Here is a 17727-nt window from a genome sequence, read left to right as displayed (position 1 = left end):
CATTTAAAGAACTCAATATTCCAACATACATCGCTGATTATATAATTGCATTGCAATAATATTTTGTCAATGCAATTATATTTTATTTATATATTGTAAATTATACATAAACAATACACATTTAATAAAATAAATACTTATATTATTTTTAAATATAATTAAAAATAATTATACAATTAACTTTTTTTAACTTTTAATTAAGCAGTACGGTGCAACATTTGCTTCTCTATCTAACAGGTGGTTTAGCATTTATTTTTTACTAAGTTGATGCAAGCTATACATTAAAAAAATAAAAAACTAACTATTATGATTATTAATGAAGAGATTTTGCATTCTATGGGAGCAGAAATCAAAGAATATTTTCCCTCGGAAATAATTTTTAACGAAGGAGATCAGCCTTCTTTTTATTTCCAGATTGTTACCGGAAAAGTAAAACTAAACAGTTACAATGAAGAGGGAAAAGAACTTATCCAGAATATTTTGGATGAAGGGCAAAGTATAGGAGAGTCTTTATTATTTATGGACAGGCCATCTCCAATGAACGCGATAACACTTACCAACTGTAGAGTTTTAAGATTATCAAAATCTGATTTTTTCACCTTACTTCAATGTTATCCGCAGATTTGCATGGATATGAATAAATGTCTTTCTCAGCGACTGTATTTTAAGCTGATTATGACACAAAATATACAAACACAGAATCCGGCTGTTAAAATAAAAGCTCTGCTGGATTATCTCAAAAGTTTTCAGCACAAAAAAGAACCTTATTCCTTTCAGATTCCACTTACCAGACAGCAGCTCGCCAGCATCATAGGTATTTGTGTTGAAACTGCTATCAGAACAATCAAAACCATGGAAAGGGATCATGTGCTCCGTATTGAAAACAGAAAAATAATGTACTGAAACAGAAGATATGGAGGTTGCAAGTGGTATGAGTATTGACGAAAAAATACTCAATTCGTATGGAGGAGAAAGTAAATTATATAAAACTTCCGAATTGATTTTCAGTGAAGGAGATATGCCCCTCTATTACTTTCAGATTATAAAGGGTATTGTGAAACTAAACAATTACAATGAAGAGGGGAAAGAGTTTATTCACAATATCTTAAACGAAGAACAAAGTTTTGGAGAAGCACTGATTTTTCTGGATAAAGCGTACCCCATAAATGCTGAAACACTGGTTGCTACTGAAGTGATGAGGGTTCCTAAAAGTAACTTTTTGGAAATGATGAATGACCATCCTTCCATCTCTACCCAGATGAATTACAGCTTTTCGCAGCAAATATATTTTAAACTGATTATGATTCAGCATATTGCTTCTCATAATCCCATGGTAAGAATTAAAGCTTTAATCGACTATCTGAAAAGCTCCCAGCAGGAAGTAGATGCTTTTGCTTTCCAGATTCCGTTGACAAGACAGCAAATTGCTGACTTTACGGGTCTTAGGGTAGAAACAGTAATCAGAACATTGAAAAAAATGGAGAATTCAAATCTTTTAAAAATAGAAAACCGCAAAATTTTGTACTGATATGATTCAAGTCATAAGACTGTGAATTATTTTACACTAGCTTTGTGGTATTAATTTTCATGATACCTTCAAGGAATTTTATATAAGCAGCATTTAATTTTGCCAATCAAAATATAACTATTGTCGTCGATACTAGTTAAGACTTCAATACCAAAAACATCACTTAATATTAATTACAAAAACAGTTAGTTATGAACACTAGAAATTCAAACAATCGTAGTTCGAGGAGCAATTCTTCTCAAGGTTCGGGATCAACTTTGGAAGAAGTTTATCAATTAGGTTACGACCATGGATTCAATGACGCTTCACAAGATGAAGATTATGACGATGATTTCTCAGAATTTGAGGATTATTATGATGAATATGACAACAATGATGACGAGGATTATGATGATGAGGAAGAATATGATGACTACGATGATTATGATAGCGAGGAAGATGACGATGATGACGATGACAACAGAGGCAGAGGCCGAAGTTCAGGTTCAAGAGGAAGAGGTGGAAACCAGCAAAGAGATAACCAGGGAAGATTTACATCAGGAAGCTCCGGAAGAGGGAACTCACGTGGTAATTCCAGACAGTCTTCTTCATCCAATGGGACATCCAGAAGAGGTTTTGCTTCTATGAGCAAAGCTGAACGTACAAGAATTGCCCGTATGGGAGGCCAGGCTTCTCATGGTGGAGGCAGATCATCCAATTCCAATAGCGGCAGATCAGGTTCAAGAGGTTCCGGTAATTCAGGAAGATCCGGTGGAAATAGCTCAAGTAGAGATTCAGGATCAGGATCTGGATCTGGAACATCAAGAAGAGGTTTTGCTTCTATGAGTAAAGCAGAGCGTACGAGAATTGCCCGTATGGGAGGCCAGGCTTCCCATGGTGGAGGCAGATCCTCAGGTTCCGGAAGATCCGGATTCGGAGGCAGACGTAATTCATAATTCTTTATATGGCTGCCTCTTTATCTAAAAGTAGAGGGGTAGCCTTTTTAATTTTAAAAACACCACTAATCATGCCAAATAAAACAACTGAAAATACCACTGCTACAGCGACGGAAAAGAAAACGACTGTAGACAACGCCAGTGTCAACAAAAAGGAGATGAAAAATGCTCCCCTTCACAAATTCTTTGTAGATGCCCTTAAAGACATTTATTACGCAGAAAATGCCATTATTGATGCCCTGGAAAAAATGCAGGAAGCTAGTACTACGGAAGAATTAAAAGATGCTTTTGAAGATCACCAGCTTCAAACCAAAAAGCATGTAAGCCGTTTAGAAAAGGTTTTCAAACTGATTGATGAACAGCCTCAGAAAAAAGAATGTGAAGCCATAAAAGGAATCATCAAGGAGGGTGAAGAAGTGATTAAATCCACTAAGGAAGGTTCTATGACCCGTGATGCAGCCCTTATCATTGCTGCTCAAAAAGTAGAACATTATGAAATCGCCACCTATGGAGGGCTGGCTCAGCTTGCCATTACTATGGGACACGATAAAGTCGCAGATTTACTGGAAAAAACACTTCAGGAAGAGGAGGAAACCGACTATTTGCTTACGGAAATAGCAGAAGTATCAATTAATTTTGATGCAGAACAAGAAGACTGATCCAATATATTAAGCCATATAGAGCTTCTGTATGGCTTATTTTTAAAACCATGAAAACTCGAAATGGACTGTCAAAAAATATTAAATTCATTAAAATCTGAAAATTTCATTAAAATCAATAATACCGGTGGCTGGTTTGAAAAAGGAACTTCCATTTATGCAAAAGAAATCAAAGAAAACATCTTTCTTCTTTTTGTAGTCCTGAAAAAGCTAAAACTTGCAAAAGTCCAGGCACTTATTGCCGAATTTGAAAACATGAGCAGTATTGGGAAAGAAGAACCCATACAAATCATGTTTTACCTCTCCATCAAAAACAGGGAGGATTTTCACTATTTTGAAAAGTATATAAAAATTGAAGACTGAATACGGACTATTACAGCTCTTATTCAATTTTATAAATCACCATTAAAAAAATTCTGATATGAAAAAGAATGAACCCAACAAAAAAACAGAGCAGTTAGAAACATTAAGCACTTCTAATGAAAACACGGAACTAACCACCAATCAGGGTCTCAAAATCAATAACAACCAGGATTCCCTAAAAGCAGGAAACAGAGGACCCACTTTACTGGAGGACTTTATTTTAAGAGAAAAAATTACCCACTTTGACCATGAAAGAATTCCTGAAAGAATTGTTCATGCAAGAGGTTCCGGTGCCCATGGAGTATTTAAGCTCACCAAAAGCCTCGGACATGTTACCACCGCCAAATTTTTAACGGAAGTAGGTAAGGAAACTCCCGTTTTCGTAAGGTTCTCTACCGTGGCGGGAAGCAGGGGAAGTACAGATCTTCCCAGAGATGTGAGAGGTTTTGCCGTGAAATTTTATACGGAAGAAGGAAATTATGACCTGGTGGCCAACAATATGCCGGTGTTCTTTATTCAGGATGCCATTAAATTCCCTGACCTGGTCCATGCCGTAAAACCTGAACCGGATAACGAAATTCCCCAGGCAGCATCTGCCCATGATACGTTTTGGGATTTTATCTCTCTGATGCCTGAAAGTATGCATATGATTATGTGGCTGATGAGTGACAGGGCTATTCCGAGAAGTTTCAGCATGATGGAAGGTTTTGGCGTTCATTCATTTAAATTCATTAATGAAGAAGGAAAATCACATTTTGTAAAATTCCACTTCAAACCTAAATTAGGTGTTCACTCCGTAGCATGGGATGAAGCTCAGAAAATTTCAGGTGTAGATCCGGACTTCCTCAGAAGGGATTTATGGGATTCCATTGAAAATAAAAGCTTTCCGGAATGGGAATTCGGAGTACAGCTTATTCCTGAAGAAGATGAGCATAAATTTGATTTTGACCTTCTGGATCCTACTAAAATAGTTCCTGAAGAAGAGGTTCCCGTAGAAATTGTAGGGACGTTGACACTTAATAAAAATCCTGATAATTTCTTTGCAGAAACTGAACAGGTAGCCTTTCATCCAGGACATCTGGTACCCGGCATAGATTTCAGCAATGATCCATTATTACAGGGAAGATTATTTTCATATACTGATACACAGCTTTCAAGATTAGGTTCTCCTAATTTCCATGAAATACCAATTAACAGATCCATCAATACGGTTCATAATAATCAGCGGGATGGTCATATGAGACAGCAGATTGTAAAAGGAAAAGTAAGCTATGAGCCTAATTCCATAGCTCAGGGATGTCCTTTCCAGTCTATGATTAAAGATGGCGGTTTTGCTTCCCACCAGGAGAAAGTTTCCGGGCAGAAAGTAAGAGAAAGAAGTAAAAGCTTTGTAGATCATTATTCTCAGGCTAAATTATTCTATAACAGCCAATCTACCCCTGAAAAGATCCACCTTCAGAATGCGCTTATTTTCGAGTTATCAAAAGTTACCATGCCTCACATCCGGGAAAGAGTAGTAGGACAGTTAACTTATATTGACATGACCTTAGCGTGGAGAGTTGCTGAAAAACTAGGTTTGGAAGCAAAAAAATTAGATATGCCTAATCAGAGTATTCCCGCAGACAGTGATCCAAAAGATCTTCAAAGCAAAGAAATTGAACCTAAAACAAAAATTTCCGAAGCTTTGAGTATGCAGAATACAGTAAAAAATACAATTGCAAGCCGTGTTATCGGATTTATTATGGGGAATGGAGTAGATGCAGATCAGGTTTCACAATTAAAAAGCAAAATCGAAGAACAGGGAGCCCGCGTACAAATCATAGCCACAAGCATGGCTCCGGTAAAAACCAATAACGGAGATACCCTTACTCCTCAGCATTCCTTGACAAGTACCGCCAGTGTATGTTTTGATGCCTTGTATATTTGTCCGGGTGAAGATTCTACTAAAGAATTATCCGCTCCTGAGAACAAACATCTTACCTTACATTTCATCAATGAAGCTTATAAGCATTGTAAAACTATTTATTTCGGGGAAGGTACGGACACCCTGTATAAAAGCAGCAATGTAGCTTATAAAAAGCACGAAGATCCTGCAATAGTAACTGCATCGGATCAGAATGGCGGAGACAAGTTTATTAAAGCCATTGCTCAACACAGAGTATGGGAGCTTGAAAAAGAAAGGAATTCATAAAAAATAGCTTTTCACACCACTATCACTTAAACATACACCAACACACCAAAAATATAAAATTATGAAAGCCGCTGTTTTTCATTCTCCCGGAAAAATCACTTGTGATCAAGTAGAAGATCCGATCATACAGGATCCCAACGACATTATTTTAAAAGTAACATCCACAGCAATTTGCGGTAGCGATCTGCATATGTATTCAGGAGGAATCCCCCAGCTCCGGCCGATGGTGATGGGACATGAATTCATGGGTATTGTAGAAGATACGGGAATTAATATCACCCATCTCAAAAAAGGGGACCGGGTAGTAGTACCTTTTCCCGTAGCATGTGGGGGATGCTATTTTTGTCAGCATGACCTTCCTACCGCCTGTGAAAACAGTAACCCTGAATACTATGGACCTGAAGGAGGAATCCTGACCGAAAAAGGAGGAGGAATGTTCGGATATACTGACCTGTACGGTGCATATAACGGTGGACAGGCACAATATGTGCGAGTTCCCTATGCTAATTTCGGACCGAGAAAAGTACCTGAAAATCTTACGGACGAACAAGCTTTATTTTTAACAGATATTTTTCCAACAGGCTATACCGGTGTTATGTGGGGGGACCTGAAAGGAGGGGAAACTGTTGCTATTTTCGGAGCCGGTCCTGTAGGTTCCATGGCTGTAAAAAGTGCCGTTCTTCATAATGCAGGGAAAATCATCGTCATCGACACCTTACAATACCGTCTCGATCAAATAAAAAATCTGACGGGTTGTGAAACCATCTTATGGGAAGATGCCGACAGCACCATAGAACAATTACGGGATATGACCGACGGCAGGGGAGCCGATCTATGCATTGATGCCGTAGGATTCGAGCCCGAAAGAAATTTTGCAGACAGAGCAAAAGCTTTACTCAATTTTGAAAAAGGATCTATTAAAGTTTTGGAAGCCTGCATGAGTGGGGTAAGACGTGGTGGAATAGTTTCCGTACTCGGCGTTTATCCTGTGAATTATGACAACTTCAAAGTAGGTCAGATATTCGACAAAGGAATTACGCTCAGAGCCGGACAGTGCCCGGTACACACCATTATTGACAAGCTTTTAAAATATGTAGAAAGCGGACAGGTAAAACTGGATGACATCATTACCCACCGTCTCTCGCTGGATGAAGTAGCCAAGGGCTATGAGATATTTGACAAAAAGGAGGACGGATGTGTAAAGGTAGTCCTTGATCCATGGAAATAAAAACTAATCAACCTTCAAGATATTAATTTATTTTAAACTAATCAATCATGGAATTTCAAAAAAGTACTCTGGAATATATCAGCCACTCTCTGCTTACAACGGATGAAACCATTTCCATAGCTGAAAGTGTAACTTCCGGCTTTTTACAGCTGGCTTTTTCACAGATGCCAAATGCTTCACTGTTTTATCGGGGAGGAGTCACCGCTTATACGCTTCCTCAGAAAGTTCAGCTTCTGAATATTGATGAAAAAGAAGCCCAGGAATGCAACTGTGTTTCCCAGAATATTGCGGATAATATGGCATTAAATGTGGCAAAGCTGTTTGAAACCGACTGGTCTATTGCCATCACGGGATATTCAACACCTATACGCCATTCCAATTATAGACTTTTTTGTTATTTCTCTTTCAGTTATAAAAACGAGATTATTCTTTCAAAAAAACTTGAACTGCACCCCAAAACACAAGCCCTAAATGCCCAGCTATATTATACTGAATTTATTTTGGGGTGCTTTAAAAGTGAAATGAATAAGCAGTTAATAACAAAATAATCAAATTATGGAAAATAAGAATCCCTATGCCCTCATTACTGGAGCTACCAGCGGAATAGGATATGAACTAGCAAAAAAATTTGCCCAAAACGGTTATGATCTGGTTATCGTTTCCAGAAATCATGAAGAATTGAAAAAAAAGGCAGAAGAATTTAAAAGCTATGGAGTGAATGTAATTCCGATTTCAAAAAATTTATTTCAGAACGAAGAAGTTTACTCTTTATATGCAGATTTAAAACTCAACGGGATCAGCCCTGAAATTTTAGTAAATGATGCAGGGCAGGGACTTTACGGATTATTCCAGAATACGGATATTCATCGTGAAGTAGACCTCATTAATCTTAATATCATTTCAGTCATCATATTAACAAAATTATTTTTAAGAGACAGACTGCCAAAAGGATCGGGAAAAATACTTAATCTGGCCTCCATAGCCAGTAAAGCTCCTGGTCCTTGGCATTCCGTTTATCATGGTACAAAAGCTTTTATTTTATCCTGGTCTGAAGCCATCCGTGAAGAATTAAAAGATTCAGGAATTACAGTAACTGCACTGTTACCAGGTCCTACTGATACCGACTTTTTTAATAAAGCAGGAATGAACAGAAGCAAAATTGTAGAGGATAAAAATGATCTTGCTTCAGCGGAAGAGGTAGCAGCAGACGGTTATAATGCCCTCATGAATAATGATGACAAAATAATTTCCGGGATCAAAAATAAGCTTACCGTGGCAATGTCCAATCTGTCAACAGATAATATGGCCGCCCACAGAATGGCAGAAATGCAAAAACCCGTAGATGAAAAATAATTTTAAACTATGAAGAATATGCAATTACAAAACAAATCGGTTCTTATTACAGGCGCAGACAGCGGAATTGGAAAAGCCACCGCTTTACTTTTTGCCGAAGAAGGCGCTAACATTGCTATTATTTATTATGAAGATGATGAAAGTGCCCAAACCACCAAAAAAGAAATTGAAAATTTAGGACGGAAATGTATCATTTTCTCAGGAGACATCAATGATTATGAATTCTGTGAACAAACCGTACAGCAGGTCATTAAAGACTTTGAGGGAATTGATATCCTCATCAACAATGCCGGAGTACAGTTTCCTTCCGATAATATTGAAAAACTGGAAGAAGAAAATATCCGTAAAACTTTTGATTCCAATATCGTAGGGATGATCTTACTTACCAAAATAGTATTTCCTTATCTTAAAATGGGAAGCTCTGTAATCAATACCACTTCCGCTGTAGCCTATCAGGGGCATGCGGAGTTACTTGATTATTCAGCTACAAAAGGAGCCATTGTCTCTTTTACCCGTTCCCTGGCTTTACAGGCAAAACCAAAAGGTATCAGGATCAATGCAGTAGCTCCGGGCCCTGTTGCCACACCTCTTACCAAAGAAACCTTCGGGGAAGAAGAGGAAGACCCGAACAAACCTCCTTTCAAAAGAAATGCAACACCAGAAGAGGTGGCCACCAGCTTTTTATTTTTAGCTACCGATGCGGCTGCACAAATTACAGGACAGGTTCTTCACCCTAATGGAGGCCTTATCGTAAACGGTTAGGTTAAAATAGAATAAAATAAAGATTATGATTATGAAAACAACAACTATTATTCTGGGCTTACTTACCCTGTTCAGCTTCACCTCATGCAAATGCGATCTGGAAAGTGATGAACCGGAGACCCAAAGAAATCAAAATAAAAACAATTCTACGGAAAGTGACAGCTTAAGTATTCAGTAATACTGAGCTGTTCTTCTTCTGCGATCGACTTTCTGTTGTAGTAATTATTAATATTAAAATTATGCTTATGAATAGAGATGGTGCAAAAAAAAGTATATGGCAGGAGGAAATTAAAAGATTCCCTGACGGAGCAGGTCCGGACCGGAAGTTTGAAGTCATTATCGTAGGGGGAGGAATTACCGGAGTAAGTACAGCTTTACAACTCCAGTCTGAAGGAAAGAAATGCCTGTTACTGGAAGCTTCCAATATAGGTTTTGGAACTACCGGTGGAACTACTGCTCATTTAAATGATTTTTTTGATACACCTTATTACGAGGTCATCAAAAAGTTTGGATTGGCTAAAGCTAAACTCTTACATAAAGCCGCCAAAGAAGCAATCCATATTATTGATACCAATGTACAACAATATAATATTGACTGTGATTTTCAATATAAATACGCTTACCTCTTTGCTTTGGATGAAAACCAGGAAAAAGAGCTGGAAGACATGGTAAAAGGAAGTGCCAAAGTAGGGCACAGCATGAATTTCATTTACGATATTCCTTTTCCAATTCCCTTTAAAAAAGCGGTCTTCATAAAAGATCAGGCTCAGTTTCACCCTATAAAGTATATTAACGGACTTTGTGAAGCTTTTATACAGAAAGGCGGAACTATACGGGAAGGCTGCCGTTGTGAAAAACATACCATCAAAGATAATGAAGTAATCATCCATACCACCCAAGGTACATTCACAGCTGATTTCCTGGTGTATGCCACTCATATTCCACCCGGTGTCAATTCACTTCATCTTATGAACGCTCCTTACCGTAGCTATGCAATAGCCTTCACTTTGAAGAACGAGGAGTACCCCAACGTTTTAGGCTATGACCTTAATGAACCTTACAGGTACTACCGCCTTTATGAGCAGGAAGACCAACAGTTTCTCATAGCCGGGGGAGAAGATCATAAATCCGGACACGGAAAAGATACGGAACAATACTTTGCAAGGCTGGAGAAATATGTACGGACTCATTTCGATGTGGATGAAATTGTGAACAGCTGGTCCAGCCAGTATTTTGAGCCTATCGACGGATTGCCCTATATAGGAAAAATGCAGGGAGGAAAGGAAAAAGTGTTTGCATCTACCGGTTTCAGGGGAAATGGGATGATCTATGGAAGCATTACTTCTAAAGTTCTGAGTGATCTTATCATAAGAGGGGACAGTGAATACAGAAAATTATTTAATCCTCAACGTATAAAGCCGGTTTCAGGGTTTGATAATTTCATAAAAGAAGAAACCGATGTCGTATTCAATTTTGTGAAAGATAAACTTTTCATCAAAAAACTCAACTCCCTATCCGATATAAAAGATGGAGAAGGCAGGGTTGTAAAATATAAGAATGAATCATTTGCCATTTACAAGGAACCGAATCAAAAGCTTCATGTTCTTAAAAGCTCCTGTACCCATACCCATTGCGAAGTCCACTGGAATGGTGCAGAAAAAACATGGGATTGCCCATGTCACGGTTCCAGATACAACATTAATGGTGATGTCCTTAATGCTCCTGCTGTAAAAAATTTAGAAAGATTAGATCTGGATACAGACGAATTATTGTCCAACTCTAAATCCTGATGACATGTCAAAAAAAAGTTTTATATACCGCAACAGCCTTAGTATTGTATTAATTACCTTGATGATAGTCTGTCTTTTCGGACAGGTCTTAACAGGCTGGCGTACAGAAAATAAAGAATTGGCAGAAGAAGGAGAGAAGCTGCTCAGCTTAGGGGAATATTTACATAGCGGTCATTTTATTCAGGCCACCTTTGAAAACTGGGAAAGTGAATTTCTGCAGATGATGCTCTACGTTCTACTTACCATTTCCCTACGACAAAAAGGATCCAGCGAGTCCAAATCCCTGGAAGGAAAAGAAGATGTGGACAGGGAACCTCAAAACCATCCTAATGCCCCATGGCCTGTAAAAAAAGGAGGAATATGGCTGAAAGTCTATAAACACTCCTTGTCTATTGCTTTTGGAGTTTTATTTCTGGCCAGTTTTCTATTACATTTTTATGGAAGCTATAAAGATTTCAAAACGGAGGAAATGGCAAAGGATAAAATTCCTGCACGGATGTGGGAATATGCTACAGAATCCCGGTTTTGGTTTGAATCTTTTCAGAACTGGCAGAGCGAATTTCTTGCCGTAGCCTCACTGGTCATCCTATCCATCTGGCTCAGAGAAAAAGGTTCTCCGGAATCTAAGCCTGTGGATATGCCGAATGATGAAAATCCATAGAATACCGTTATGAAAAAACTGAATTTCATCCCGTTATTACAGGGAATATATTACCTGATTACCTCTGTCTGGCCATTGATACACCTTAAAAGCTTTCTGGAAGTAACAGGTGACAAAACAGATATCTGGCTGGTGAAAACAGTTGCGGTACTTTTGCTGTCGTACAGCTTTTTGTTCTTTTATATTGCTTTTTGCAAAAGGATATTACCTATCCATGCGCTTATCGGAAGTATATGCTCCATAGGACTGGCCATTATAGATCTCTATTATTATTTGCAGGGCACCCTGAAATGGGTCTATTTCCTGGACTTTATTATTGAACTCTGTTTTTTCATTTATTGGCTTTCTTACCTTATCTATCATATGAATAAAAGCACAAATCAGGTAAAAAATACCTGATTTGTATTTATTTTAAAAGGATGCTGCGATTATATTACAGCGTTACCTTCTACACCGTCTGAATTATTGGTTTTATTCCCGCTTATGGCAGCTGCCACAAAACTTAATAAGCTCACGAGTTTTCCAGCCTTAGTGTCCCAATAATACGTTTCTTTAGGCTCTACACGGATAATAGAAACATTCGGGTCATCTTTTCCGTCAAACCATGCATTGGCCATGGCTGACCACTTTTCTTCAATAGTTGTTTTATCTTTATAAACAGAGGCTTCTCCATATACGGAAAGGTATTGGGAATCTCCGTTATTCATAAAGAAAAGCTGAACCCTCCGGTCTTCCTTGATCTCAAAATTCTTGTTACTCGTATCGCTGCTTATGAACCAGAGGTTTCCACTCTCATCCGTTTCCTGTAACGTCATAGGACGGGAGTTTACAGGGATTTTATCCAGCTCCGTACAAAACATGCAGATTCTGGCCGCTTCCGACAGTTCCTTTATTTTTTTAATAGCTTCGAGGTGGGTAAGATTTTGTGTTGACATAATATTAATATTTTAAGGTGATTTTATTAAAGAAATTAGATATTCAAATTGAATACCGTATTTATACTTCAAAAATCCAACCAAAAATTATTATGTAAGCTAATAAAATAATCAAAGACATCCTTTATAGAATTTTTTAAACGAATTTCCCGTACTCCTCCAAAAATTTATGTAACATTTAGGTATTATTGTTCCATTATATCTTTAAAATAAAGTCTGAAAAAATAGAATTAGGAAATCGCCGGTAAATATTTTAAATTAGATACATGAAAAAATTATTATTAATGGCAGTTATGTTGACTCTGGGCTCAACATCCAATGCACAAATCAGTGACATTCTTCGCAGAGTGGTAAAAATGGATGGTGCCTATAACTTCCGGGACACCGGCGGTTATAAAACCAAAGATGGTAAAGAAGTAGTATTGGGAAGTGTATACCGGAGTGATGCACTCAGCAAGTTATCGGATAAGGACTTGCAGACTTTTCAGGACAGGAATATCACAACCGTAGTGGATTTCCGTGGGGTGGAAGAAGCTAAAAAGGCACAAGACCGTCTTCCCCAGAACACCAATTATCTTCTATGTCCGGCAGGAAGCAATGATCTTCCGACAGCTCAGGATATAGCTAAATTAATTAAAGATAAAAACTTTCTGACCGATATGTATGGAAAAGAAGGCTTACCATACTTCGGGGAAAGGTACAGGTCTTTATTTGTAAAACTTCTTACCTTACAGCCGGATGAAGCATTGCTGTTCCATTGTACAGGAGGAAGAGACAGAACGGGAATGGCTGCTGCTTTATTCCTTAAAATTTTGGATGTTCCACAGGATATAATAGAACAGGATTATGTGGCCTCCAATTTTTACCTTGCTAAAAATCCTAATTTACTGAAGACTTATACCGGACTTTCAAAAATAACAGGAATAAACAATGAAGAGTTAAAAAAACAAATGGAACTGAGACCGGAGCTTATCCGAACATTTTTTGGAGCCATAGAAAATAAATACGGCAGTATTGAAAACTTCTTTCAGGTAGAAATGGGAATAGGTCCCAAAGAAATTGATATCCTGAAACAAAAATACACCCGATAAAGAAATAATACTTAGTTAGATTTAAAAAAACTGCCTGCTTTTTTGCAGACAGTTTTTTATTTTTACAAATCATAAAAGTTTAAGCCAAACTCTTCGTCCCTGGTTTTGATGATATCCGCATCCAGAGGATAGAAAAAGAATTCTCCCGCACCGCTTATTGTAGCATCCAGAAGATGTCCTGCCAAAGCTGTGTAATCCCTTCTGCCCAATGTAATGTGGAGATGAAGCATAGGTTTTCCGTCTATTTTTGAAATGTTTCCGGAAATATTGGAAACTTCCATTTGTTCTTTGAAAGTCTTATCTACATATTGTTTCGTAGAAGGATCAAAGAAACGTAAAGTAGCTTCATTAACCGCTCCGATACCGGTGATCTGGCCGGCTTGAATGCTCTGATTATTTACAAAATCCGTTAATGCTTCTACGATACCGGAATGATTTTTTATACTGACAATATAAGTCTGATCTATTTTCCTGGCTGTCCAAAGAGCTCCTTTAATAGTCTGTGTACTCATTACATGTGTAATTTATTAAAATTAAAAATATTGTTTAAGCCTGATGATTTTCCTGATGATATTTTTGATAAAACCAGAACAACCCGAACAGATAAAAGGAATGAAGCAATTGTGCTTCAATGGCTGACCAGTTTTCAATGGAGCAGCTTCCTAAAATAAGGACCCCCATCATTGCAAGGCCTGCATAAAGCGTATACTTTATTTTCCATCCGATCAGTAAGGCAATACCAATTAATGCTTCCAGTACCGGCAGCAGATAACTGAACGGAACAATCATAGCCGCGGGAATTACAGACTTTTCCATCGTGGTCACCATCCACTCACTGAAACCTGCCAGTTTAGGCAGCCTTACGAGCCCATGTCCCGCCAGTGAAACAGCAACAGGCAAACGCAGAAAGAAAAAAGCTGTTTTAAAATCTTTCATATCGTTACGCTTTATTCTTCAGATAATTGATAATCCCGATCACATCTTCTTTACCGAATCCCTCATCCTTAGCTGACTGATAGGTTTCTATCAAAACTTTGGACAGGGGATAATCCGCACCGGCTGTATGCGCCAAAAGGATATCTTTCAACATAAGCTCCAAAGCAAAGGCAGGTTCATATTGGTCAGCGATCAGCAAAGGCGTTTTTACTTTAGTGGCTCCGCTTCCTGTGGCACTTTCATTGATGATCTCCAGCATATCTTTACGTTCGATACCTAATTTCTCAGAAAGCAGAACGGTTTCCGCAAGCCCCTGGTAGATCATGGATATAAAATAGTTAATCGATAATTTGGCAGCAATACCTTTTCCGTTTTCTCCCAAATGCTTAACCTTCTTACCCAATTTCTGTAAATAAGGTTCCGCTCTCTGAAGATCTTTGGTTTCTCCTCCCACCATAATGATAAGCGTACTTTCCGCAGCGGGCTGGGTACTTCCTGCAACAGGAGCATCAATAAAAGAAGCTTCCTTTATTTTCACGGCCTGTGCCGTTTCTATAGTGGCTTCCTGAGAAACCGTACTCATATCCACAAATAGTTTTCCCTGAATATTAAGGGGAATAATCTCTTCATAAACCTCTTTTACAGCCTGGTCATTCGTAAGCATGGTGAAAATAACATCACTGTTTTCCACCAATTCCTTTACACTGGAGTAAACCGTGGAAAGAGATTTAAAATCTGCCGCCTTCTCAGGTGATCTGTTATAGACGGATAAAGGGAAACCTGCTTTTTCCAGGTTTTTAGCCATAGGATGTCCCATATTTCCCAATCCTATAAAGCCAATTTTTTCTTTATTCATTTGCTTGTTTTTTTAAATTTTGTATTGGCTGACAGATTAAAAATGGTTCACCAAGTTATTAATATCAGCCAGTTCTTCCGGACTTAGCTGGATACGGATAGCATCGGCATTCTGCACTGCCTGGGAAGCATTTCTTGCCCCCGCCAAAGCAATCGTTATTCCGGGTCTTTCAATGGTCCATCTTAAAACCAGCTGTCCTAAGCTTGCATTATATTTTTCAGCAATAGGTTTAATTTTATCTAAAAGCTGATTGGTTTTTTCCACAAATTCAGGTTGAAAATGAGGGAGCTTAGCCCTGTGGTCTCCATCCTGAAACTGATATCCCGGATGAATTTTTCCGGTTAGAAGACCTCTTTCCAACGGACTGTAAGCAAGAATGGACTTATGATGTTCAATACAGTAAGGTACTGTTTCCTCTTCAATGCCACGGTTAACCATACTGAAAGGAATCTGGTTGGAAACCAGAGGAAGTGTTTTTTCAGCTTCTGCCATCTGTGCCGCATTATAGTTACAAACTCCGGCAAATCTTACTTTTCCCTGCTGAATGAGCTGGGAAACCGCTTCAAAAGTTTCATCAAGCGGAGTTGTAGAATCCGGCCAGTGGATCTGATAAAGATCGATATAATCCGTTCCGAGCCTTTTTAAGCTCTGTTCGCATTCATAGATGATACTTTCTTTTCCTGCATATTTATATACATCGATAGCATTTCCGTTGTTGTCCTGGCTATGCATGGCAAAATCTCCTTTAGGCAGGTCCCAACGCATTCCGAACTTAGTCAGAATCTGAACCTTATCCCTGGAAATTCCTTTAATGGCTTCTCCCACGATTTCTTCACTGGTTCCCTGTCCGTAAATAGGAGCCGTATCAATAGAGGTTACTCCAACATCATAGGATGCCTTAATAGCTTCCACCGCATCTTTTCTGTCCGTGCTTCCCCACATCCATCCTCCGGCAGCCCACGCTCCGAATGTAATTGCTGATACTTCCAACTCACTGTTTCCTAATTTTCTAAATTCCATTGTATTTTTTATTTAAATTTTTATTCTTCCTGACTTTTAAAAGGCCCTTTACTCACTTCCTTTCCTGCTTTGTACACGGCAAAAATCTTTCTTGTATTTTTTATATTCTCGGCAGGATTAGCATCCAGGATAATGAAATCCGCCACTTTTCCAGGCTCAAGAGTTCCGAAATATTTATCAATTTTCAATGCTTTTGCTGAATTTTTCGTGGCTGTACTGATCGCCTGAAGAGGAGTAAGACCGGCTTCCGTCATAAGCTGTAATTCCAAATGTTCGGAAAAGCCTTGTGCACGCAGGGGAGTGGCACCACTATCTGTTCCCATGGCCACCATAATTCCTGCATCAAATACCTTTTTAAGATTCTGCCTGGCAGTTTCAAATGCTTTTATATTGGTCTCAAAAAGAGGAGAGTTCTTCAGTTCGGTCTGATACTTTTCTGAAGTAATCATTTCGTAAACGTCCACCTCCAGCGATCTTTTAAAAAATTCATCATTAATCCATTCAGGTTTTTTAGCATATATGTAAGCAAATTCATCCAGGGAAAGTGTGGGTATATACACGATATTTTTAGCCTTCATCTGTGCCAGTGTGGCATCGTCTATAACTTCACTTCGGATGCTGTGCCCGATTACATCCACACCCTCGGCTATCAGCTGTTTCAGATCTTCAAGATAATAGACATGGGCGGCTACTCTCAATCCCTGCTTATGGGCTTCGTTAATGATAACCCTGTATATTTCCGGCTCCATTTTGTTTTTATATTTTCCGCTGAAATCATCTACCCATATTTTTATCATTTCGGGATTTACTTTTTTAAGGCTGTCCATCTGTTCAGCGACCTGATAAGGATAAATAGGGCGGTAGACACGGTCCATGGCAAATTCCAAAGGCGGAGCACCATCAAAAACCCCAAATCCGTAACCTGCGGAATGAATCCGGGCTCCTTCAATTTCTCCTTTTGCAGAACGTTCCCGTAGTCCACTTTTAAAAAGGACAGGGCGATCCGTTCCCATAGACATAATGTTCAAAACACCGTAATCCTGGTATTTTTTCAGTTGGGACAGGATATTCTCCTCCGTGTAGTTTTCACCACTGATGGTATTTCCTTTTAAAGTACCAATATGAGAATGGGCAGAAATCAGGGCCGGAATAATGGTCTTTCCTTTCATATCTATTCGGGTAGCTTTTTCACTGATTAATTGCTTCCCTATCTGAGCAATTTTACCGTTTTTAATAAGAATATTCACATTTTCCAGCGGAGCACCTCCATTACCATCGATGAGTCTGACATTTTCAAGTAAAAGCTCTTTATGAAATTCATCATTATCTTTTTTATTACAAGAAAAAAACAGCATTAAAATAAATAAGAATACTGATGTCTTTTTTAGGATCTGCATATAATCAATGTTTTAATAATTT

21 protein-coding genes are annotated in these 17727 nt (G+C 38.4%); 15 read left to right on the top strand and 6 right to left on the bottom strand.

Going from position 1 to position 17727, the window contains the following annotated elements:
- Positions 1-306 precede the first annotated feature (306 nt).
- The 14 genes from ABJ974_RS08040 (at position 307) to ABJ974_RS07975 (ending at position 11869) form a co-directional block, all read left to right on the top strand.
- Positions 307-903, top strand: a complete 597-nt coding sequence (locus tag ABJ974_RS08040) for a Crp/Fnr family transcriptional regulator (RefSeq protein WP_419870868.1) — start codon at positions 307-309, stop codon at positions 901-903.
- A 10-nt stretch (positions 904-913) separates the two neighbouring features.
- A complete protein-coding gene (locus ABJ974_RS08035) occupies positions 914-1528 on the top strand; it encodes a Crp/Fnr family transcriptional regulator (RefSeq protein WP_419870867.1) in 615 nt (204 codons plus the stop codon).
- A gap of 191 nt (positions 1529-1719) precedes the next feature.
- Entirely contained in the window at positions 1720-2463 is a 744-nt protein-coding gene (locus ABJ974_RS08030) for a KGG domain-containing protein (protein WP_419870866.1), read from the top strand.
- Positions 2464-2534: 71 nt separating this feature from the next.
- The gene (locus tag ABJ974_RS08025; protein ID WP_419870865.1) at positions 2535-3122 is read left to right on the top strand and encodes a YciE/YciF ferroxidase family protein; all 588 of its coding nucleotides are present in this window, start codon (positions 2535-2537) and stop codon (positions 3120-3122) included.
- A gap of 63 nt (positions 3123-3185) precedes the next feature.
- Positions 3186-3485: a hypothetical protein gene (locus tag ABJ974_RS08020; protein ID WP_419870864.1), complete on the top strand. Its 300-nt coding sequence runs from the start codon at positions 3186-3188 to the stop codon at positions 3483-3485.
- A gap of 58 nt (positions 3486-3543) precedes the next feature.
- A complete protein-coding gene (locus ABJ974_RS08015) occupies positions 3544-5676 on the top strand; it encodes a catalase (protein ID WP_419870863.1) in 2133 nt (710 codons plus the stop codon).
- A 61-nt stretch (positions 5677-5737) separates the two neighbouring features.
- Entirely contained in the window at positions 5738-6904 is a 1167-nt protein-coding gene (locus ABJ974_RS08010) for a zinc-dependent alcohol dehydrogenase (RefSeq protein ID WP_419870862.1), read from the top strand.
- 47 nt (positions 6905-6951) lie between these two features.
- Positions 6952-7452, top strand: a complete 501-nt coding sequence (locus tag ABJ974_RS08005) for a CinA family protein (protein WP_419870861.1) — start codon at positions 6952-6954, stop codon at positions 7450-7452.
- Positions 7453-7459: 7 nt separating this feature from the next.
- Positions 7460-8257, top strand: a complete 798-nt coding sequence (locus ABJ974_RS08000; protein WP_419870860.1) for an SDR family NAD(P)-dependent oxidoreductase — start codon at positions 7460-7462, stop codon at positions 8255-8257.
- Between the two features lie 18 nt (positions 8258-8275).
- Positions 8276-9019, top strand: a complete 744-nt coding sequence (locus ABJ974_RS07995) for an SDR family oxidoreductase (protein WP_419870859.1) — start codon at positions 8276-8278, stop codon at positions 9017-9019.
- A 31-nt stretch (positions 9020-9050) separates the two neighbouring features.
- The gene (locus ABJ974_RS07990; RefSeq protein WP_419870858.1) at positions 9051-9197 is read left to right on the top strand and encodes a hypothetical protein; all 147 of its coding nucleotides are present in this window, start codon (positions 9051-9053) and stop codon (positions 9195-9197) included.
- Positions 9198-9264: 67 nt separating this feature from the next.
- On the top strand, positions 9265-10809 hold the full coding sequence (locus tag ABJ974_RS07985) for an FAD-dependent oxidoreductase (RefSeq protein WP_419870857.1): 1545 nt from the start codon (positions 9265-9267) through the stop codon (positions 10807-10809).
- Positions 10810-10813: 4 nt separating this feature from the next.
- The gene (locus ABJ974_RS07980; RefSeq protein ID WP_419870856.1) at positions 10814-11470 is read left to right on the top strand and encodes a DUF6766 family protein; all 657 of its coding nucleotides are present in this window, start codon (positions 10814-10816) and stop codon (positions 11468-11470) included.
- Between the two features lie 9 nt (positions 11471-11479).
- On the top strand, positions 11480-11869 hold the full coding sequence (locus ABJ974_RS07975; RefSeq protein ID WP_419870855.1) for a hypothetical protein: 390 nt from the start codon (positions 11480-11482) through the stop codon (positions 11867-11869).
- 29 nt (positions 11870-11898) lie between these two features.
- Here the strand turns inward: ABJ974_RS07975 and ABJ974_RS07970 are convergent, their stop codons facing one another.
- Complete coding sequence (locus tag ABJ974_RS07970; RefSeq protein WP_419870854.1) at positions 11899-12405, bottom strand: pyridoxamine 5'-phosphate oxidase family protein; 507 nt, start codon at positions 12403-12405, stop codon at positions 11899-11901.
- Between the two features lie 266 nt (positions 12406-12671).
- Between ABJ974_RS07970 and ABJ974_RS07965 the strand changes: the two genes are divergently transcribed.
- Positions 12672-13496: a tyrosine-protein phosphatase gene (locus ABJ974_RS07965; RefSeq protein WP_419870853.1), complete on the top strand. Its 825-nt coding sequence runs from the start codon at positions 12672-12674 to the stop codon at positions 13494-13496.
- A 62-nt stretch (positions 13497-13558) separates the two neighbouring features.
- Here the strand turns inward: ABJ974_RS07965 and ABJ974_RS07960 are convergent, their stop codons facing one another.
- The 5 genes from ABJ974_RS07960 to ABJ974_RS07940 are packed head-to-tail and all read right to left on the bottom strand — an operon-like array spanning position 13559 to position 17705.
- The gene (locus ABJ974_RS07960) at positions 13559-14008 is read right to left on the bottom strand and encodes a PPC domain-containing DNA-binding protein (RefSeq protein WP_419870852.1); all 450 of its coding nucleotides are present in this window, start codon (positions 14006-14008) and stop codon (positions 13559-13561) included.
- A gap of 34 nt (positions 14009-14042) precedes the next feature.
- The gene (locus ABJ974_RS07955) at positions 14043-14432 is read right to left on the bottom strand and encodes a MauE/DoxX family redox-associated membrane protein (protein ID WP_419870851.1); all 390 of its coding nucleotides are present in this window, start codon (positions 14430-14432) and stop codon (positions 14043-14045) included.
- Positions 14433-14436: 4 nt separating this feature from the next.
- On the bottom strand, positions 14437-15288 hold the full coding sequence (locus ABJ974_RS07950) for an NAD(P)-dependent oxidoreductase (RefSeq protein WP_419870850.1): 852 nt from the start codon (positions 15286-15288) through the stop codon (positions 14437-14439).
- 36 nt (positions 15289-15324) lie between these two features.
- The gene (locus ABJ974_RS07945) at positions 15325-16308 is read right to left on the bottom strand and encodes an aldo/keto reductase (RefSeq protein WP_419870849.1); all 984 of its coding nucleotides are present in this window, start codon (positions 16306-16308) and stop codon (positions 15325-15327) included.
- 20 nt (positions 16309-16328) lie between these two features.
- Positions 16329-17705 carry an amidohydrolase family protein gene (locus ABJ974_RS07940; protein WP_419870848.1) on the bottom strand — a complete coding sequence of 459 codons (1377 nt, stop codon included), beginning with the start codon at positions 17703-17705 and terminating at the stop codon, positions 16329-16331.
- Positions 17706-17727 lie beyond the last annotated feature (22 nt).

The sequence above is a fragment of the Chryseobacterium sp. CT-SW4 genome, assembly GCF_048572715.1.
In the GTDB taxonomy this organism is placed as follows: Bacteria; Bacteroidota; Bacteroidia; order Flavobacteriales; family Weeksellaceae; genus Chryseobacterium.
This window is presented reverse-complemented; position numbering and strand designations above follow the sequence as displayed.

Excerpts from the sequence above, each read along its gene's own strand:
- ABJ974_RS08040 (WP_419870868.1), top strand. The coding sequence starts at position 307 with ATGATTATTAATGAAGAGATTTTGCATTCTATGGGAGCAGAAATCAAA.
- ABJ974_RS08035 (WP_419870867.1), top strand. The coding sequence starts at position 914 with ATGGAGGTTGCAAGTGGTATGAGTATTGACGAAAAAATACTCAATTCG.
- ABJ974_RS08030 (WP_419870866.1), top strand. The coding sequence starts at position 1,720 with ATGAACACTAGAAATTCAAACAATCGTAGTTCGAGGAGCAATTCTTCT.
- ABJ974_RS08025 (WP_419870865.1), top strand. The coding sequence starts at position 2,535 with ATGCCAAATAAAACAACTGAAAATACCACTGCTACAGCGACGGAAAAG.
- ABJ974_RS08020 (WP_419870864.1), top strand. The coding sequence starts at position 3,186 with ATGGACTGTCAAAAAATATTAAATTCATTAAAATCTGAAAATTTCATT.
- ABJ974_RS08015 (WP_419870863.1), top strand. The coding sequence starts at position 3,544 with ATGAAAAAGAATGAACCCAACAAAAAAACAGAGCAGTTAGAAACATTA.
- ABJ974_RS08010 (WP_419870862.1), top strand. The coding sequence starts at position 5,738 with ATGAAAGCCGCTGTTTTTCATTCTCCCGGAAAAATCACTTGTGATCAA.
- ABJ974_RS08005 (WP_419870861.1), top strand. The coding sequence starts at position 6,952 with ATGGAATTTCAAAAAAGTACTCTGGAATATATCAGCCACTCTCTGCTT.
- ABJ974_RS08000 (WP_419870860.1), top strand. The coding sequence starts at position 7,460 with ATGGAAAATAAGAATCCCTATGCCCTCATTACTGGAGCTACCAGCGGA.
- ABJ974_RS07995 (WP_419870859.1), top strand. The coding sequence starts at position 8,276 with ATGCAATTACAAAACAAATCGGTTCTTATTACAGGCGCAGACAGCGGA.
- ABJ974_RS07990 (WP_419870858.1), top strand. The coding sequence starts at position 9,051 with ATGAAAACAACAACTATTATTCTGGGCTTACTTACCCTGTTCAGCTTC.
- ABJ974_RS07985 (WP_419870857.1), top strand. The coding sequence starts at position 9,265 with ATGAATAGAGATGGTGCAAAAAAAAGTATATGGCAGGAGGAAATTAAA.
- ABJ974_RS07980 (WP_419870856.1), top strand. The coding sequence starts at position 10,814 with ATGTCAAAAAAAAGTTTTATATACCGCAACAGCCTTAGTATTGTATTA.
- ABJ974_RS07975 (WP_419870855.1), top strand. The coding sequence starts at position 11,480 with ATGAAAAAACTGAATTTCATCCCGTTATTACAGGGAATATATTACCTG.
- ABJ974_RS07970 (WP_419870854.1), bottom strand. The coding sequence starts at position 12,405 with ATGTCAACACAAAATCTTACCCACCTCGAAGCTATTAAAAAAATAAAG.
- ABJ974_RS07965 (WP_419870853.1), top strand. The coding sequence starts at position 12,672 with ATGAAAAAATTATTATTAATGGCAGTTATGTTGACTCTGGGCTCAACA.
- ABJ974_RS07960 (WP_419870852.1), bottom strand. The coding sequence starts at position 14,008 with ATGAGTACACAGACTATTAAAGGAGCTCTTTGGACAGCCAGGAAAATA.
- ABJ974_RS07955 (WP_419870851.1), bottom strand. The coding sequence starts at position 14,432 with ATGAAAGATTTTAAAACAGCTTTTTTCTTTCTGCGTTTGCCTGTTGCT.
- ABJ974_RS07950 (WP_419870850.1), bottom strand. The coding sequence starts at position 15,288 with ATGAATAAAGAAAAAATTGGCTTTATAGGATTGGGAAATATGGGACAT.
- ABJ974_RS07945 (WP_419870849.1), bottom strand. The coding sequence starts at position 16,308 with ATGGAATTTAGAAAATTAGGAAACAGTGAGTTGGAAGTATCAGCAATT.
- ABJ974_RS07940 (WP_419870848.1), bottom strand. The coding sequence starts at position 17,705 with ATGCAGATCCTAAAAAAGACATCAGTATTCTTATTTATTTTAATGCTG.